The sequence below is a fragment of the Microvirga sesbaniae genome (assembly GCF_025460805.1).
GTDB classification, from domain to species: domain Bacteria; phylum Pseudomonadota; class Alphaproteobacteria; order Rhizobiales; family Beijerinckiaceae; genus Microvirga; species Microvirga sesbaniae.
The window spans coordinates 86,621-102,229 of record NZ_JAMXFJ010000002.1 but is presented as its reverse complement, the minus strand read 5'-3'; the positions used below and the strand labels follow the sequence as shown (position 1 = coordinate 102,229).

Here is a 15,609-nt window from a genome sequence, read left to right as displayed (position 1 = left end):
AGGTGCGGCGCCGATCAGGCCGCCATCGCCTTCTTGAGGTTCTCGTCGATCTTGTCGAGGAAGCCGGTGGTGGAGAGCCACTTCTGCTCGGCGCCGACCAGGAGGGCGAGGTCCTTGGTCATGTAGCCGGCCTCGACCGTGTCCACGCAGACCTTCTCGAGGGTCGCGGCAAACCGGGCGAGCTCCGCATTGTCGTCGAGCTTGGCGCGGTGGGCGAGGCCACGGGTCCAGGCGAAGATCGACGCGATGGAGTTCGTCGAGGTCTCCTTGCCCTTCTGGTGCTCGCGGTAGTGGCGGGTCACGGTGCCGTGGGCGGCTTCCGCCTCGACCGTCTGGCCGTCCGGCGTCATCAGCACGGAGGTCATCAGGCCGAGCGAGCCGAAGCCCTGCGCGACCGTGTCGGACTGCACGTCGCCGTCGTAGTTCTTACAGGCCCACACATAGCCGCCCGACCACTTGAGGGCCGACGCGACCATGTCGTCGATGAGGCGGTGCTCGTAGGTGATGCCGGCGGCGTCGAACTTCGCCTTGAACTCGTTCTGGTAGATCTCTTCGAAGATGTCCTTGAAGCGGCCGTCATAGGCCTTGAGGATCGTGTTCTTCGTGGAGAGGTAGACTGGGTACTTGCGCATCAGGCCGTAGTTCATCGACGCGCGGGCGAACTCGCGGATCGAGTCGTCCAGGTTGTACATCGCCATGGCGACGCCGGCATCCGGGAACTTGAAGACTTCCTTCTCGATGACGGTGCCGTCCTCGCCCTCGAACTTGATGGTCAGGCGGCCCTTGCCGGGGATCTTGAAGTCCGTCGCGCGGTACTGGTCGCCGAAGGCGTGGCGGCCCACGATGATCGGCTGGGTCCAGCCGGGCACGAGGCGCGGCACGTTCTTGCAGATGATGGGCTCGCGGAAGATCACGCCGCCGAGGATGTTGCGGATCGTGCCGTTGGGCGACTTCCACATTTCCTTCAGGTTGAACTCCTTCACCCGGGCCTCGTCCGGCGTGATGGTGGCGCACTTCACGCCGACGCCGTACTTCTTGATCGCCTCGGCGGCCTCGACGGTGACCTTGTCGTTGGTGGCGTCGCGGTGCTCGACGCTGAGATCGTAGTACTTCAGGTCGATATCGAGATAAGGGTGGATCAGCTTCTCTTTGATGAAGTGCCAGATAATGCGGGTCATCTCGTCGCCGTCGAGTTCGACGACCGGATTGGCAACCTTGATCTTCGCCATGATCTCACCTTGCGCTTGAAGAGCTGGAACATGCCTGCCGTCCGGCAGGATGGTTGCCGGGGCTATAGCGCGGTTGAGGCCAGGGGGGAAGGTGGGGGCAGGGCAGGAATTCAGCGCTTTCGGACCTGTTGCGGCATTTTCGGGGCCTCGACGCATGCGGCCGCGCTGAAGAGCGAGTTCACGGTGGCCGCCTTGCTCCGGATCGTCTCCGGGACTGTCCGGCTTCTCACGAGAGCCGCGGTCGCCCTGACGAGGGCCCGGTCACAGGGACAGGCGCTGCGACCGACCTGTTCATAACAGAGGTCGTGAGCCCGGCAGGCCGGGTCCAGCGCGTCGATGGGAGCGGCCCGGTTTGCGTCGCCCGCCCCGCACCAGTTCCCATGGACCATCGAAGACGCGGCTGGCGTGGCTCCTGTCGCGGAGAGGGCATGAGCGGGAAGGACAAGCCCCAGATCCAGGCAAAGGCTCAGCGCAACGATGGGCAACATCATCACAAGATACTCCGTGACGTTGGGGGAGAGACGTGATATTATGACGTTAAGATTGCAGGAAATAAGGGATATCCACGGGTCTGAGTTCCCCTCGGGGGAAAATTCACCGCAGCACGTGTGCTGCCGCACGGAAGGCCAAGCTTATCCGTAGTTCAGATCCCTTCGTTCCGGCGGTCTCCTCAGAGGCACCCGATCCGAGGCGCTCGGGTCGAGGACGCTGCCGGAGGGATTATTGTTGTACACAAAGGGAGCTGACATGCGTCTTGCTATCATTCTTGGAGCCGCCACCTTGATTCTGGCGGGCTGCCAGACGGCCGAGCAATCCATGGCCAATGCCGATTCGGTTTGCATGGAATCGGGCCTGAAGCCGGGCACGAAAACCTTCGAGCGCTGCCGGAATGCGAACTACCGCAACAACGTCGCGCAATCGAACGCGGCCGCAAGCGAGGTGGCCGTCGGGACCGCGGTCGGCGTGGTCGGCGGAGCCGCCATCGGAGCGGCCGCCGCCCGTCCGCACTACTATTGCGGCTGGGGCTGCTGGTAAGACGCCGATCGTCGGGCGATCACGGACGACAGACCCCTCCGGGCATGCCCGGAGGGGTTTTCCTATGGGGCCTCGGGCGGAGGGTGATCGCAGGAGCGCCGGCCCGGAAGGCCGCATCCCGGGCGGGGCATCGGTTTCTTCCCTCGGCCGGCCCTGGCGTGGAGACAAACAGCCCAGGGTGGCGTAAACCGACCGGGAGTTCCCATCGCGTGTGCCGGTCCGATCATGCACAGACGAAGCTTCCTTGCCGCGGCCTCCTTCATCGCCGGACTGTCCGCTCTTCATGCTCAGCCGGACCGGCGGCTTCGCTCCCGCACCGCGCTCTGGGAGGCCCCGTCTCCGACCCACCGCTTTGCGCAAAGGCACTTCGATTCCGTCGACGGCCTGCGTCACTATCAGGTGTTCGTCGCGGTTCCGCTCGGCGATCCCCCTTCCGGGGGCTGGCCGGCAATCGTCATGCTCGACGGCAATGCGGCTTTCGACGATCTCCGTCAGGCGGATCTCGATCATGTGCCGGGAACCGTCCTGATCGGCATCGGCTACGAGACCGGCGGGCCACACGACGCGAACACCCGGACGCAGGACTACACGCCGCCCGTGGCCCCGGAGGACCGCGCCGGTCCGGACGATCCGGACCCGTCCGAGGAGGTGGGAGGAGCGGACATTTTCCTCGCCCTGGTGGCCGAGCGGATGCTCCCTGAGCTGACGAAGGACTTCTCCCTCGATCCGGCGCGGCGCGCGCTTTGGGGCCATTCCTATGGCGGCCTCTTCGTGATCAACGCCCTGTTCAGGAATCCCGACCTCTTCCGGTCCTACTATGCGATCAGCCCGTCCCTGTCGTGGCATGCGCCCCTGATGCTGCGCAGGGAGGAGACATCCACGCGTCGTGCCGCAGGTCGCTCCGACGTGGTCATTCTCTACGATGTGACGCAGGACCCGCGCGGCGACGAACGGCGGAAGGCGCGGATGCTCCAGGCGCGGGCGATGCGCGCCGACATGCTCGAAAGGCTTGCTGCCAGGCCGGATATCGTCTTAACGCAGCGTGCCTATCCCGGAGAGAACCACGGCTCCATGTTCCATGTGGGCCTGAGGGCAGCCCTCGACCGTGGCATCCCCAACTGATCCGATCCGCGACCCGACCCATGACCGATGCATCGCAGAAGCCCATCATCATCCTCGTGGAGCCTCAGCTGGCCGAGAACATCGGCATGGTGGCCCGTGCCATGGCCAATTTCGGGCTGTCGGAGCTGCGTCTCGTGTCTCCCCGGAACGGCTGGCCCAAGAAGGGGGCCCACTCCGCCGCTTCCGGCGCGACCCATGTGCTGGAGGGGGCAAGGCTCTACGACACGGTCCGCGAGGCCATAGCGGACCTGAACTTCGTCTTCGCCACCACGGCCCGCGAGCGCGGGCAGATGAAGCGGGTCTTCGCGCCGGACGACGCCATGACGGAAGCGCAGAGGCGGCTCGCGGCCGGGCAGGGCATCGGCATCCTGTTCGGACGCGAGCGCACGGGGCTCGAGAACGACGAGGTGTCGCTCGCCGACGCGATCGTCACCTTCCCGGTCGACCCGAAATTCTCATCGCTCAACCTTGCGCAGGCGGTCCTTCTCGTGTCGTACGAATGGTACAAGCTCGCCACCGGCGGGGCTCTGCCCTTCGACGGGGGCCGGCAGTCGCCGCCGGCCCATCGCGAGATGGTCACGTCGTTCTTCGACTATGTCGAGGCCGAGCTCGACGCGGTCAACTTCTATCCCGAGGATAAGAAGCCGACCATGACCCGCAACATGCGGGACATCTTCCTCCGGCTCGAGATGACCGAGCAGGAGGTGCGCACCTTGCGTGGGGCGATTCGTGCCCTTGCGGAAGGAAGACGATTGAGAAAACCTTAAGCAAATCGTGGCTTTATAAAGACAGGGCCCTATCTGCCCGGTTGGGAAGAGAGTTCGAGACGACGATGCGCCGCTCCCTGCTGCCTGTTCTGCTCCTTGGCGTCTCGGTCGCGGGTCCATGGGCTCACGCGGCGACGCCGCCGCCGCAGCCCGAGCGGGGGCCGGGCGGGCGCGACTACAGCTCGACCGAGATCGTCAAGCGGGCGCTCGGGACGGCGAGCAGCGGGACGTTCGTCTTCCACGGCGCCGACACGCCGGCGAAGCCGCGCCCCGTCGTGGTGTTCCTGCATTCCTGGGGAGCCGTGAATCCGGGGCTCTACGGGGGCTGGATCGAGCACTTGGCGCGCAAGGGCCACCTCGTTCTGTTTCCCCGGTTCCAGGACGTGAACCGATCCCGGCCGGCCGACGCCTCGAACCTGGCCGAAGACCTGATCCAGAACGCTCTCGCGGAACTGGAGAACGACCCGAACGCCAAGCCGGACAGGAACCGGCTGGCCCTCATTGGCCATTCCGCCGGGATGCCGATCGCGCTCAACATCGCCGCGGGAGCAGGCGCCGGCAAGGTTCCGGCACCGAAGCTGATCTTCGGCCTGATGCCGGGCGGCATCGCGTCCAACGAGAAGGAGCGCGGGATCCTGCTGCGGGACCTCTCGACCGTCGATCCGTCGACCCTGCTCATCGCCATGAGCGGCGATCGGGATTACCTGCCGAGCGACCGCGCCTCCCGCCTGATGCTCCAGCAGGCGAGCGCCGTTCCCTCGACCCGCAAGCTGTTCATGCGGGCGTCATCCGACGACCACGGCTTTCCGGCCCTGACGGCGACGCTGGCATCGCCCGGATCTCCCAAGGCCGATTACGACGCCTCCGCCATCAAGCTGCCCCCGGATCCGCCTCGCGATCCCAAGCAGCGGAACACCTGGCGCTGGAGCGCCGACATGGCGCTCAGCGGGCCGCAGACCATCCTGACCCAGCAGCTCGGCACCAACGGCACCGATACCCTCGATTTCCTCGCCTTCTGGAAGACCTTCGATATCGCCTCCGAGGCAGCCTTCGCCGGCAGGGACGCGAGCGCGCTCCTGCGGGACCCCAAATTCGTCGACATGAGCACTTGGAGCGACGGCTGGCCCGTCAAGCGCCTGTCGGCGCAGATGCCGAAAGGCGAGACGCCGGAGGCGAAGGAGGAGCGCGGCCCGCGCCGCAGGCTCGACACCCCGGCTGCGGGATCCAAGCAGGGCCTCTAGAGCATCGGACGGGAAAAGTGGACCCACTTTTGGGACCGATCCGATGCTCACTTCCTGAAGCGGCGCATCGTTCGGAGCGGACCCAGCGGGCCGCGCAAGCGAAAACCGGGTCCACTTTTCCGCACGATGCGCTAGCACTTCTGACCACGTTGCGTTCGTAAGGGTTGAGTCATGCGTGTCGATCTTCTGGCAGGGGCAACCTATAATCCCGCCGTCATGCCGTCTCCCGTCCCCACCATCCTGGTCTTCGATTCCGGCCTCGGCGGCCTCACGGTCTTCTCCGAGGTGCTCAAGGCCCGACCGGACGCGCGCTTCGTCTATGCGGCGGACGATGCGGGGTTTCCCTACGGCCGCCTGAGCGAGGCGGTTCTGGCCGAGCGGGTCGTGGCCGTGATGGAACGGCTGATCGCCCTTCACAGTCCCGATATCGCCGTGGTGGCCTGCAACACCGCGTCGACGGTCGTTCTTCCCCATCTCCGCGAACGGTTCTCCATCCCGTTCGTCGGCACCGTGCCGGCCATCAAGCCGGCGGCCCGGATGACCCGGACCGGCTATGTGTCGGTTCTCGCCACCCCCGGCACGGTGGCCCGGGACTATACCCGCGATCTTGTCGAGACCTATGCGGCCGGCTGCAAGGTCAACCTCGTGGGCTCGCGCCGCCTTGCCGGCTTCGCCGAGGCGGAGCTTGCCGGCAGCCCTGTCCCGGACGAGGACCTGCTCGAAGAGCTGCGGCCCTGCTTCGTGGAGGATCCGGGCGGCCGGACCGACGTGGTGGCGCTGAGCTGCACCCATTATCCGCTGCTGCTCCAACGCTTCGAAGCCCTGGCACCCTGGCCGGTGACATGGATCGACCCGGCTCCGGCCATTGCCCGCCGGGTGACCCAGCTGATCGGCGGGCCGGTGCCCGGCCACGAGGCCGACGAGAACGAGACCCTGGCCGTGTTCACGAGCGGTGCCGCGATCGGCACGGCGCTGCGTGGGGCTCTGCAGGGCAAGGGCCTGCCGCTGGTGACCATCGAAGAGATGCCGCTGCCCGTGGGCTGACACGACCGTCTCGTCTCCGGTTGACTTTCCGGCGGTTTCCGCCTAAATGCCTCCCGTTCACGCGGTCCTCACGGGCCGCGTAACTTTTTACGCTCCCGTGGCCCGGCTCCGGTCGGCCTGTCGTCCCGTCCCTCGAGACGGCCCCTTGGGCCGCCTCGGGCATGAAGGGAAGAGGAGGGCGCGTTCCTCGCAAATTCGACAACACAGAGGAACAGCGATGTCGAAGCGCATTCAGGCCAAGCACAAGCTTGACCGCCGCATGGGTCAGAATATCTGGGGCCGCCCGAAGAGCCCCGTGAACCGCCGCGAATATGGTCCGGGCCAGCACGGCCAGCGCCGCAAGGGCAAGATGTCTGACTTCGGCACGCAGCTGCGCGCCAAGCAGAAGCTCAAGGGCTACTACGCCAACATCACCGAGAAGCAGTTCCGCCGCTACTACGCGGAGGCGATCCGCCTGAAGGGCGATTCCGGTGAGAACCTGGTCGGCCTGCTCGAGCGCCGTCTCGACGCGGTCGTGTACCGCGCCAAGTTCGTCGCGACCCCGTTCGCCGCCCGTCAGTTCGTCAACCATGGTCACGTGAAGGTCAACGGCCGCCGCGTGAACATCCCGAGTTATCAGGTGAAGGCCGGCGACGTGATCGAGGTGAAGGACAAGTCCAAGCAGCTCGAAGTCGTCGTCGTGGCGAGCCAGCTCGCCGAGCGCGACGTCCCGGACTACATCGAGGTCGATCACTCCAAGATGACGGCCCGCGTGACGCGCATCCCGACCCTGTCGGAAGTGCCGTACCCGGTCCAGATGGAACCGAACCTCGTGATCGAGTTCTACTCGCGCTAATCCGCGTTGGCGCATCGTGCGGCCCTCCGGGGCCGCGCCCAACGATGCTTTAGCCGGTCAAAAATCGGAAAGGCCGCCCATCGGGCGGCCTTTCTGTTGTCTGAGCCTACTGCTGCACGGGGCCTCGCGGCCCGCCCTGATGCATGCCCATGCGGTGGTCCCGGTCATGACCCCGGCGCCCGCCGCGTTCGGCCCAGCGCGGCCCGTCAACGTCGATCGCCTCGCGCAGGAGGCGCGGCGCGATCCGCTTCTGGTCTTCGCTGAAGCTGTCCCAGAGCGGACGCAGGGCGGCGGTGACCGCAGCCGAGCGCTGCGCGCCCTCGGTCCTCATGGTGCTGCGTCGCTCGAGGCGCTGCATGAAGTCCATGGACTGGCGCTGGTCGCGGGTCGGGCGCTGCTCGAAGCGTGAGTAACGCTCAGTGGCGGACGAACGGATCGCCGTCTCGACCGGGGCCCAGAGCCGATCCTGGTCGGCGGAGAGCCTCAGCCCGGCCTTGATGGAGGCGATGCGGGCATCCACGAGCCGGTTGAAGTCGTCCTGGCTCATGCGGGGACGGCGGTCCTGCCGGGTCTGATCCTGCGAAGCCGCCGGCGCGCTCGGCGCGGGAGTCTGCTGGGCGATCGCATAGGTGCCTGTGCCGGTCAGCAGGGCGGCAAGAGCAATGGTGGCGATGGTCTTCATGCGGACATCCTCCGTGTGGCGATAGGATTAGATTGCTCCGCTCCTGCTCTCGCTCAGGTGACCGCTGCATGAACTTTTCGTCATGTGGACAAGGCCAGATCTTCAAAGCCTCTTCAGGAACCCGGCGAAACGCATCAGGCCTTCGGGCCAGGGGCCATGGCCGCTTTCCGTGTTGACGTGGCCGGCATCCCCCGCGTCGACGATGGCCGCTCCCCAGGCATAGGCGATGTCCTCGGCCTTGGCATAATCGCAGTGGGGATCGGTCCGGCTGGCGACCAGGACGGACGGGAACGGGAAAGGGTCGCGCGGAATCGGCGCGAAGGCCCGGTCGATGGCCGGGATGAAGCCTGGCCTCTCCACGTCCGGCAGGCTGACCAGGAAGGCGCCGCGCGCCTTTCCGCCGGCGAGGCGCGGGGCCGCGTGGGCGATGGCCAGCACGCCGAGGCTGTGGCCGACGAGCACGACCGGCTTCTCCGCCCGTTCGACGTCATGCACGATGCGCTCGACCCAGGCGTCCTTGTTCGGAGCGTCCCAGTTCTCCTGCTCGACGCGCCACGCGGTCGAAAGCTGGCGCTCCCAGCGGCTCTGCCAATGGTCTTCGCCGGAATTCGTGTAGCCGGGAACGATGAGGATGTCGCAATCGGAGGTTTTCATGCCACGGAGATAAAGACGCGCGCCGGCCGGTTCAAGCGCTCCGCTTCAACTCCATGTTCCGCTCTGCCTCCTTCAGGACCGCCTCGCGCTCGGCAATGTAGTCGCGGGTCAGGGGCACCACGTCGTTGCGCCGAGCGAGCTGGAACTGGAACACCACCGCGTCCTGCCACCGGAAGGCGGATTCCGACATGGCGAGGTAGCATTCCCACATCCGGCAGAAGCGCTCGTCGTAGAGGCGCAGCACCTCCTCGCGGTGGGCCATGAAGCGCTCGCGCCAGGCCTGAAGGGTATAGGCGTAGTGCAGGCGCAGGATCTCCACGTCGGTCACGATCAGGCCGGCGCGCTCGATGGCCGGCATCATCTCCGACAGGACCGGCAGGTGTCCGCCCGGGAAGATGTACTTGGTGATCCACGGATTGGTCGGATAGGGCGTGCCCGAGCGGCCGATCGTATGCAGGAGCATGACCCCGTCGTCCTTGAGGAGGTTCCGGCTCGCCTGGAAATAGGCGTCGTAGGAGGGCACGCCCACATGCTCGAACATGCCCACCGAGACGATCCGGTCGAAAGAGCCCCTGGTGGTCCGGTAATCCTGGAGCTCGAAACTCACCCGGTCCTGAAGGCACGCGGTCGCGGATCGTTTGCGCGAAGCCTCCAGCTGCTCCTGCGAGAGCGTGATGCCCTTCACCGATCCCGCTCCGGCCAACTGAGCCAGATAGAGGCCCATGCCGCCCCAGCCCGAGCCGATATCGAGAACGCTATGGCCCGGATCGACCATCAGCTTGGCCGCGATGTGCCGCTTCTTGGCGATCTGGGCCTCCTCGAGGCTCGCGTCGGGATGGTCGAAATAGGCGCAGGAATACTGGCGGTCGCTGTCGAGGAACAGGGAATAGAGGCGGCCGTCGAGATCATAGTGATGGGCGACGTTGCGCCTGGACCGGGTCGCATCGTTCTCGGCCCGGCGCATCATCCAGGCCCGGATCTTGCGCAGACGATGAAGAGGAAGCTCGTCGAGTTCCCCATGGGTGTCCCGGAGGAGGACCTGCAGCAGGTCGAGGATCGTGCCCTGCTCGATCACGAGGCGGCCATCGACGAACAATTCGCCGAGCTTCAGCTCGGGATGCAGGCAGAGGGCCATCTGGGCCGCGGCGTCCGTGAAGCGGATCGAGACGTGGGGATCCGCCCCGTCGCCGAAGGTGACCCGCCGGCCTTCGGCGGTGGTCATCTCCAGGGTGCCGTGTTTCACGGCCCGCGAGAACGCAAGATCGAGAAGCTTCTCCGACAGCATGGCAACAATCCCCGCGCCGTTGATCTCCTGAGTGGGGATTGTTGCAAATTGTGGAAATATTTCCAGCCCCCGAGCTATGCGCCTCCCGCGCCGAAGACCCGCGCGAAGATCGTATCCACATGCTTGTAGTGATAGCCGAGGTCGAAGCAGGCCTCGATTTCGTCCGCGGACAGGTACTTCGTCACGTCGGCGTCGTTCTTGAGCAGGGTCAGGAAGTCGCCTTCGCCGCGCCAGACCGGCATGGCGTTGCGCTGGACCAGCCGGTAGGCGTCCTCGCGGGAAGCGCCCTTCTGGGTCAGGGCCAGGAGAACCCGCTGCGAGTGGACGAGACCCCCCAGGCGGTCCAGGTTCTTCTGCATGTTCTCCGGATAGACCACGAGCTTGTCGACGACGTTCGTGAGCCGCGCCAGCGCGAAGTCCAGGGTCACGGTGGCGTCGGGCCCGATCATGCGCTCGACGGAGGAATGCGAGATGTCCCGCTCGTGCCACAGGGCCACGTTCTCCATGGCCGGCATGGCATAGGCCCGGACCATGCGGGCCAGCCCGGTCAGGTTCTCGGTGAGCACCGGGTTGCGCTTGTGGGGCATGGCGGACGAGCCCTTCTGGCCCGCCGAGAAGAACTCCTCCGCCTCCAGGACCTCGCTCCTCTGCAGGTGGCGGACCTCCGTGGCGAGGCGCTCGATGGAGGATGCGATGACGCCCAGCGTGGCGAAATACATGGCGTGCCGGTCGCGGGGGATGACCTGGGTCGAGACCGGCTCGACCTGCAGGCCCATCTGCTCGGCCACGTATTCCTCCACGCTCGGGTCGATATTGGCGAAGGTGCCGACGGCGCCCGAGATGGCGCAGGTGGAGATCTCCCGCCGGGCCTCGATCAGCCGGAGCTTGCAGCGCTCGAATTCGGCATAGGCCTGGGCGAGCTTGAGTCCGAACGTGGTGGGCTCCGCGTGGATGCCGTGGGACCGGCCGATGGTCGGCGTCATCTTGTGCTCGAAAGCCCGGCGCCTGATGGCGGCGAGCAGCTCGTCGAGGTCGCGCAGCAGCAGGTCGGACGCGCGGGCAAGCTGCACGTTGAACGTGGTGTCGAGCACGTCGGACGAAGTCATGCCCTGATGGACGAAGCGGGCCTCGGGTCCGACGATCTCGGCCAGATGGGTCAGGAACGCGATGACGTCGTGCTTGACCTCGCGCTCGATCGCGTCGATCCGCTCCACGTCGAACGTGGCCCTGGAGCCCTTCTCCCAGACCGTTTCCGCCGCTTCCTTCGGCACGACGCCGAGATTGGCCAGCGCCGTGGTGGCATGGGCCTCGATCTCGAACCAGATGCGGAACTTGGTTTCGGGCGACCAGATGGCCACCATCTCGGGACGGCTGTAACGGGGGATCATGGCTTTCCACTTCCACGCGGGTGATATGCCCGCGCGGTAGCACGATAGCCCTTCGATCTCAACGCGCCTTCGCGGCCGCCTCGCGAATGGCCGCCATGTTGGCCGCATAGGCGGAAGGACCGCCTTTGAACGTGGCGGACCCGGCCACGAGCACGTTGGCGCCGGCTTCGGCCACCAGGGGCGCGGTCTCTGGCGTCACGCCGCCGTCGATCTCGATGTCGATGTCGCGGTCGCCGACCATTTCCTTGATCCGCCGCAGCTTGGTGCCGACGGACGGGATGAAGGCCTGGCCGCCGAAGCCGGGATTGACCGTCATCAGGAGGATCAGGTCGACATCGTCGATCACCGGCTCGATGGCTCGTTCGTGCGTTCCGGGGTTCAGAACGATGCCGGCCTTCTTGCCGAGGCTCCGGATGGTCTGCAGGGAGCGGTGCAGGTGCGGCCCCGCCTCGGCGTGGATGCTGATGATGTCCGCGCCCGCCTTGGCGAAGGCTTCGAGGTAGGGATCCACCGGCGCGATCATCAGGTGGACGTCGAAGGGCTTCGAGGTGTGCGGACGCAGCGCCTTCACCACGTCGGGCCCGATGGTGATGTTGGGCACGAAATGCCCGTCCATCACGTCGATGTGGATCCAGTCCGCTCCGGCGGCGTCGATGGCGCGGATCTCCTCGCCGAGCTTGGAGAAATCGGACGCGAGGATCGAAGGGGCGATGAGAAGGGGACGTGTCATGCCGCGCCGGTAGCACGAGCGTTTTCCGGCCGCAACGGGGCATCGCGCCACCGATCCCGACCAATTCAAGACCACTTGGCTGGGGAGAGGCCCCTTTGCGACAGGAATTCCATGGACGGCCTCGATCCATCAGGAGTAAAGATGGCCTCGTCGCAAGGATACGAACACGCTTCCCGTGACCGGAAGCGACTTTGAACGGGGCAGGGCCTTCATGCGTAAGGATGTGGTTGTTCTCGGGGCCGGGATCGTCGGCGTGTCGATTGCCGTCCATCTGCAGAAGCGCGGACGCTCGGTTCTGCTGGTCGACCGGCGCAAGCCCGGCGAGGAGACCTCCTTCGGCAATGCCGGCCTGATCCAGCGCGAGGGCGTCTACCCCTACGGCTTTCCGCACGATTTCGGCGCCCTGCTGCGCTATGCCCTGAACAACACCATCGACGCCCATTACCACTGGGCGGCGATCCCCAAGCTGGCGCCGTTCCTGTGGCAATACTGGATGCACTCGCGCCCCGCCCAGCACAAGGCGATCGCCCGGATGTACGCGCCGCTCATCGAGCGCAGCGTCACCGAGCACATGGCCCTGGCGGAGGAATCCGGCTCCACGCACCTGATCCGCCCGACCGGCTGGATGAAGGTGTTCCGGGACGAGAAGAGCCGCGACGAGCAGTTCAAGGACGCGGAGGATGTGAAGCGCGATTTCGGCGTCAACTTCGACGCCCTCGACACCCGGGCCGTCGCCGAGCGCGAGCCGCATCTCAAGGTGGAGACGAAGGGCGGCATCCATTGGACCGATCCGGCCTCGGTGTCGGATCCTCACATGCTGACCATGGGCTATGTCGGGCTGTTCGAGCGCCTCGGCGGCGAGCTCGCCTCCGGGGATGCCCGGACCCTGGAGGAGACGCCGACCGGCTGGCGCATCCAGACGGAGAAGGGTCCCGTGGACGCCGACACCGTGGTCATCGCCCTCGGTGCCTGGGCGGACGTGGTCACGTCGAAGCTCGGCTACGACCTGCCCCTGGCGGTCAAGCGCGGCTACCACATGCATTACAAGCCCGAGGGCAATGCGGTGCTCAACCGGCCGACCCTGGATTTCGACCGCGGCTACTTCCTGGCCCCCATGTCGAAGGGCATCCGCCTCACCACGGGGGCGGAATTCGCCAACCGCGACGCGCCCAAGACCCCGGTCCAGCTCCAGCGCGCCGAGCCGATCGCCCGCGACTTCTTCCCCCTGGGCGAGCGGGTCGATCCGGAGCCGTGGATGGGCATGCGGCCCTGCACGCCGGACATGATGCCGATCATCGGTCCGGCCCCGAAGCACAAGAACCTGTGGTTCGGCTTCGGCCACGCCCATCACGGCCTGACCCTCGGGCCCGTCACCGGCCGCCTGCTGGCCGAGATGATCACGGGTGAGACCCCGGTGGTCGACCCCAGGCCCTATCGGGCGGAGCGGTTCTAAAGCATCGGACGTGAAAAGTGGACTTGCACTTTTGGGATCCATCCGATGCTTTCTTCTTGAATGAGAGCATCGGGTGCAAAAGCGGGAACCGGTTTTGCGTGAAAAATGCTTGAAGCATCGGGCGTGAGGTCGATGACACGTCCGATGCTTCAAGCGGCCGCGAAACGATCCCGCCACGCCGGCTGCGCGCCCGGATAGGGCAGGGCCGTCGCCTCGTAGACGCCCCGCGCGATGGCGCGGCTGAGGCAGTCGGCGGCGAGCGCCGTCAGTTCGGTGAACGCCGCCGCCTCGTCGCCCAGCGGCCTGCGGCCCGTGGCGGCGGCGAAGATTGTGTCCCCGTCGAAGAGGGCGTGCGAGAAGCGCAGCCCGCGGGCGAGACCCGCATGGGACGCGACGGCGAGGCGCTTGGCCTGAGCCTTCGTCAGGACGGCGTCGGTCGCGACCAGCGCGATGGTGGTGGCCGGCTGCGGGCCGCCTTTCCACACGAGCCTGCGCTGGTCCGGGCCGACCCGGGCGGGATGGCCGTGACCGCCGAACTCGCGGCCTTCCTCCAGGGCACCGGCCCAGAAATGCGGGCCGTCTCCGATGACCGCCGAGGCGATGCTGTTGACCACCACCAGGGCGCCGACCGTATGGCCCGACGAGGTCAGGGCGCTCGCCGAGCCCAGGCCCCCCTTCAGGTTCGCCGTCGTGGCGCCGTAGCCGCCACCGGCGGTGCCGAGAGCGAAGTCCGGCCCGGCCTGCCGGGCCGCCTCGTAGCCGAGTTCCCGGTAGGGCGGATAGCGGCCCCAATCCTTGTCGCCCCCGTTGACGAGGTCGAAGATGGACGCCTGGGACACCAGGGGCACGAGCGCGTCGCGGACCGCGAAGCCGATCCCCTGTTCCCTCAAGCAGGCCTGGACGCCGCTCGCCGCATCGAGCCCGAAGGCGGATCCGCCGGAGAGCACCACGCCGTGGATGGCCGGCACCATCTTGTCCGGGTCGAGCAGGTCGGTCTCCCGGGTCGCCGGGGCTCCGCCCATGGCGAAGACCGAGGCGACGGCGGGCTCGTCGAAGAGGGCCACGGTCACGCCCGAGCCGAGACGGGCGTCCTGGGCATTGCCGATGCGAAGGCCGGACACGTCGGTGATGAGATTGCGGCTTTGTGTCATGGGGCGAGCAAACCGGAAATCGGCCGCCTTCACAAGCTGGCGAACCGGCGCTTCACCGCCTTTCTCGTGACGGCGCGACAGGATAGAAGGCTCCCATGCTCAGTGTTTCCTATCCGGCCGCGGCGCTCGGCGGCCTCATCAGCTTTCTCAGCCCCTGCGTGCTGCCCCTGGTGCCGCCGTACCTGTCGTTCCTGGCCGGGACCACCTTCGACCGGCTCAGCGCGGGCGACGACCGCGCCGTGCGCCAGCGCGCCGTCCTGGCCGCCCTGCTGTTCGTGGCCGGCTTCTCGACCGTCTTCGTGCTGCTGGGCGCGACGGCCTCCGCGCTGGGTCAGGCTATCCGGCAATATCTCGATGTCCTGAGCACGGTGGCCGGCATCGCCATTATCGTGATGGGCCTGCATTTCCTCGGGCTGTTCCGCATCGGGCTGTTCTACCGGGAGGCCCGCTTCACCGTCGAACGGCCGGTCGGCCTGTGGGGCGCCTATGTGATGGGCCTCGCCTTCGCGTTCGGCTGGACGCCCTGCATCGGACCGGTCCTGGCCGCGATCCTGACCGTGGCGGGCTCGGAGGACAGCGTGTCCCGCGGAGCCCTGCTGCTCGCCGCCTATTCGGCGGGCCTCGGCATCCCGTTCCTGCTCGCGGCCTTCGCCATGAGGCCCTTCGTGGCGCTGTTGAAGCGCATGCGCTCGCGCTTCGCCCTGGTCGAGAAGGTCATGGGCGTGCTCCTCGTCCTCACCGGCGTCGCGTTCCTCACCGGCTGGATCACCACCCTGTCGTTCTGGCTCCTGGAGACGTTCCCGGTGCTCGGACGGCTCGGATAGGTGGACTTTGGCGCCCACCGGCCATGACCTGGGAGGGTGTCGGCGCCGGCCCGGACCACGTTCTCCACGTCATCACCGGGCTTGTCCCGGTGATCTCGATGCGGTGAGGCACGGCGCTTCTCCGTATCGAGATGGCCGGCACAAGGCCGGCCATGACGTGGGCCAGGGG

At 66.7% G+C, this 15,609-nt stretch carries 16 protein-coding genes; 8 read left to right on the top strand and 8 right to left on the bottom strand.

What is annotated here, in order from left to right:
* Positions 1–14: 14 nt before the first annotated feature.
* Both OCW50_RS03185 and OCW50_RS03180 read right to left on the bottom strand, forming a co-directional pair.
* On the bottom strand, positions 15–1,229 hold the full coding sequence (locus tag OCW50_RS03185) for an NADP-dependent isocitrate dehydrogenase (RefSeq protein ID WP_262296416.1): 1,215 nt from the start codon (positions 1,227–1,229) through the stop codon (positions 15–17).
* Positions 1,230–1,339: 110 nt separating this feature from the next.
* Entirely contained in the window at positions 1,340–1,720 is a 381-nt protein-coding gene (locus OCW50_RS03180) for a phospholipase A2 family protein (protein WP_262296415.1), read from the bottom strand.
* 256 nt (positions 1,721–1,976) lie between these two features.
* Between OCW50_RS03180 and OCW50_RS03175 the strand changes: the two genes are divergently transcribed.
* The 6 genes from OCW50_RS03175 (at position 1,977) to rpsD (ending at position 7,273) form a co-directional block, all read left to right on the top strand.
* Positions 1,977–2,264: a hypothetical protein gene (locus OCW50_RS03175; protein WP_262296414.1), complete on the top strand. Its 288-nt coding sequence runs from the start codon at positions 1,977–1,979 to the stop codon at positions 2,262–2,264.
* Positions 2,265–2,489: 225 nt separating this feature from the next.
* Positions 2,490–3,386 carry an alpha/beta hydrolase gene (locus OCW50_RS03170; RefSeq protein WP_262270581.1) on the top strand — a complete coding sequence of 299 codons (897 nt, stop codon included), beginning with the start codon at positions 2,490–2,492 and terminating at the stop codon, positions 3,384–3,386.
* A gap of 20 nt (positions 3,387–3,406) precedes the next feature.
* Positions 3,407–4,153, top strand: a complete 747-nt coding sequence (locus OCW50_RS03165) for an RNA methyltransferase (protein ID WP_262270582.1) — start codon at positions 3,407–3,409, stop codon at positions 4,151–4,153.
* A gap of 65 nt (positions 4,154–4,218) precedes the next feature.
* A complete protein-coding gene (locus OCW50_RS03160; protein ID WP_262296413.1) occupies positions 4,219–5,394 on the top strand; it encodes an alpha/beta hydrolase family protein in 1,176 nt (391 codons plus the stop codon).
* 171 nt (positions 5,395–5,565) lie between these two features.
* A complete protein-coding gene (gene murI / locus OCW50_RS03155; protein ID WP_262296412.1) occupies positions 5,566–6,438 on the top strand; it encodes a glutamate racemase in 873 nt (290 codons plus the stop codon).
* Between the two features lie 217 nt (positions 6,439–6,655).
* Positions 6,656–7,273 carry a 30S ribosomal protein S4 gene (gene rpsD, locus OCW50_RS03150; protein WP_009494134.1) on the top strand — a complete coding sequence of 206 codons (618 nt, stop codon included), beginning with the start codon at positions 6,656–6,658 and terminating at the stop codon, positions 7,271–7,273.
* 106 nt (positions 7,274–7,379) lie between these two features.
* Here rpsD and OCW50_RS03145 read toward each other — a convergent pair whose 3' ends face one another.
* The 5 genes from OCW50_RS03145 to rpe all read right to left on the bottom strand — a co-directional run bounded on the left by OCW50_RS03145 (position 7,380) and on the right by rpe (position 12,012).
* The gene (locus OCW50_RS03145) at positions 7,380–7,955 is read right to left on the bottom strand and encodes a Spy/CpxP family protein refolding chaperone (RefSeq protein WP_262296411.1); all 576 of its coding nucleotides are present in this window, start codon (positions 7,953–7,955) and stop codon (positions 7,380–7,382) included.
* Positions 7,956–8,057: 102 nt separating this feature from the next.
* On the bottom strand, positions 8,058–8,609 hold the full coding sequence (locus OCW50_RS03140) for an RBBP9/YdeN family alpha/beta hydrolase (protein WP_262270586.1): 552 nt from the start codon (positions 8,607–8,609) through the stop codon (positions 8,058–8,060).
* A gap of 31 nt (positions 8,610–8,640) precedes the next feature.
* The gene (locus OCW50_RS03135) at positions 8,641–9,894 is read right to left on the bottom strand and encodes a cyclopropane fatty acid synthase (RefSeq protein ID WP_315974391.1); all 1,254 of its coding nucleotides are present in this window, start codon (positions 9,892–9,894) and stop codon (positions 8,641–8,643) included.
* Positions 9,895–9,968: 74 nt separating this feature from the next.
* Positions 9,969–11,282 carry an adenylosuccinate lyase gene (gene purB, locus OCW50_RS03130; RefSeq protein WP_262296410.1) on the bottom strand — a complete coding sequence of 438 codons (1,314 nt, stop codon included), beginning with the start codon at positions 11,280–11,282 and terminating at the stop codon, positions 9,969–9,971.
* A gap of 58 nt (positions 11,283–11,340) precedes the next feature.
* Positions 11,341–12,012, bottom strand: a complete 672-nt coding sequence (gene rpe / locus OCW50_RS03125; protein WP_262270588.1) for a ribulose-phosphate 3-epimerase — start codon at positions 12,010–12,012, stop codon at positions 11,341–11,343.
* Between the two features lie 211 nt (positions 12,013–12,223).
* On the opposite strand from rpe, the gene OCW50_RS03120 reads away from it, so the two are divergent.
* Positions 12,224–13,465: an NAD(P)/FAD-dependent oxidoreductase gene (locus OCW50_RS03120; protein ID WP_262296409.1), complete on the top strand. Its 1,242-nt coding sequence runs from the start codon at positions 12,224–12,226 to the stop codon at positions 13,463–13,465.
* A 149-nt stretch (positions 13,466–13,614) separates the two neighbouring features.
* Here the strand turns inward: OCW50_RS03120 and OCW50_RS03115 are convergent, their stop codons facing one another.
* Positions 13,615–14,616, bottom strand: coding sequence for a P1 family peptidase (locus tag OCW50_RS03115; protein ID WP_262296408.1), 1,002 nt, complete (start codon positions 14,614–14,616; stop codon positions 13,615–13,617).
* A gap of 95 nt (positions 14,617–14,711) precedes the next feature.
* Between OCW50_RS03115 and OCW50_RS03110 the strand changes: the two genes are divergently transcribed.
* Entirely contained in the window at positions 14,712–15,440 is a 729-nt protein-coding gene (locus OCW50_RS03110; RefSeq protein ID WP_262270591.1) for a cytochrome c biogenesis CcdA family protein, read from the top strand.
* Positions 15,441–15,609 lie beyond the last annotated feature (169 nt).

Excerpts from the sequence above, each read along its gene's own strand:
- OCW50_RS03185 (WP_262296416.1), bottom strand. The coding sequence starts at position 1,229 with ATGGCGAAGATCAAGGTTGCCAATCCGGTCGTCGAACTCGACGGCGAC.
- OCW50_RS03180 (WP_262296415.1), bottom strand. The coding sequence starts at position 1,720 with ATGATGTTGCCCATCGTTGCGCTGAGCCTTTGCCTGGATCTGGGGCTT.
- OCW50_RS03175 (WP_262296414.1), top strand. The coding sequence starts at position 1,977 with ATGCGTCTTGCTATCATTCTTGGAGCCGCCACCTTGATTCTGGCGGGC.
- OCW50_RS03170 (WP_262270581.1), top strand. The coding sequence starts at position 2,490 with ATGCACAGACGAAGCTTCCTTGCCGCGGCCTCCTTCATCGCCGGACTG.
- OCW50_RS03165 (WP_262270582.1), top strand. The coding sequence starts at position 3,407 with ATGACCGATGCATCGCAGAAGCCCATCATCATCCTCGTGGAGCCTCAG.
- OCW50_RS03160 (WP_262296413.1), top strand. The coding sequence starts at position 4,219 with ATGCGCCGCTCCCTGCTGCCTGTTCTGCTCCTTGGCGTCTCGGTCGCG.
- murI (WP_262296412.1), top strand. The coding sequence starts at position 5,566 with ATGCGTGTCGATCTTCTGGCAGGGGCAACCTATAATCCCGCCGTCATG.
- rpsD (WP_009494134.1), top strand. The coding sequence starts at position 6,656 with ATGTCGAAGCGCATTCAGGCCAAGCACAAGCTTGACCGCCGCATGGGT.
- OCW50_RS03145 (WP_262296411.1), bottom strand. The coding sequence starts at position 7,955 with ATGAAGACCATCGCCACCATTGCTCTTGCCGCCCTGCTGACCGGCACA.
- OCW50_RS03140 (WP_262270586.1), bottom strand. The coding sequence starts at position 8,609 with ATGAAAACCTCCGATTGCGACATCCTCATCGTTCCCGGCTACACGAAT.
- OCW50_RS03135 (WP_315974391.1), bottom strand. The coding sequence starts at position 9,894 with ATGCTGTCGGAGAAGCTTCTCGATCTTGCGTTCTCGCGGGCCGTGAAA.
- purB (WP_262296410.1), bottom strand. The coding sequence starts at position 11,282 with ATGATCCCCCGTTACAGCCGTCCCGAGATGGTGGCCATCTGGTCGCCC.
- rpe (WP_262270588.1), bottom strand. The coding sequence starts at position 12,012 with ATGACACGTCCCCTTCTCATCGCCCCTTCGATCCTCGCGTCCGATTTC.
- OCW50_RS03120 (WP_262296409.1), top strand. The coding sequence starts at position 12,224 with ATGCGTAAGGATGTGGTTGTTCTCGGGGCCGGGATCGTCGGCGTGTCG.
- OCW50_RS03115 (WP_262296408.1), bottom strand. The coding sequence starts at position 14,616 with ATGACACAAAGCCGCAATCTCATCACCGACGTGTCCGGCCTTCGCATC.
- OCW50_RS03110 (WP_262270591.1), top strand. The coding sequence starts at position 14,712 with ATGCTCAGTGTTTCCTATCCGGCCGCGGCGCTCGGCGGCCTCATCAGC.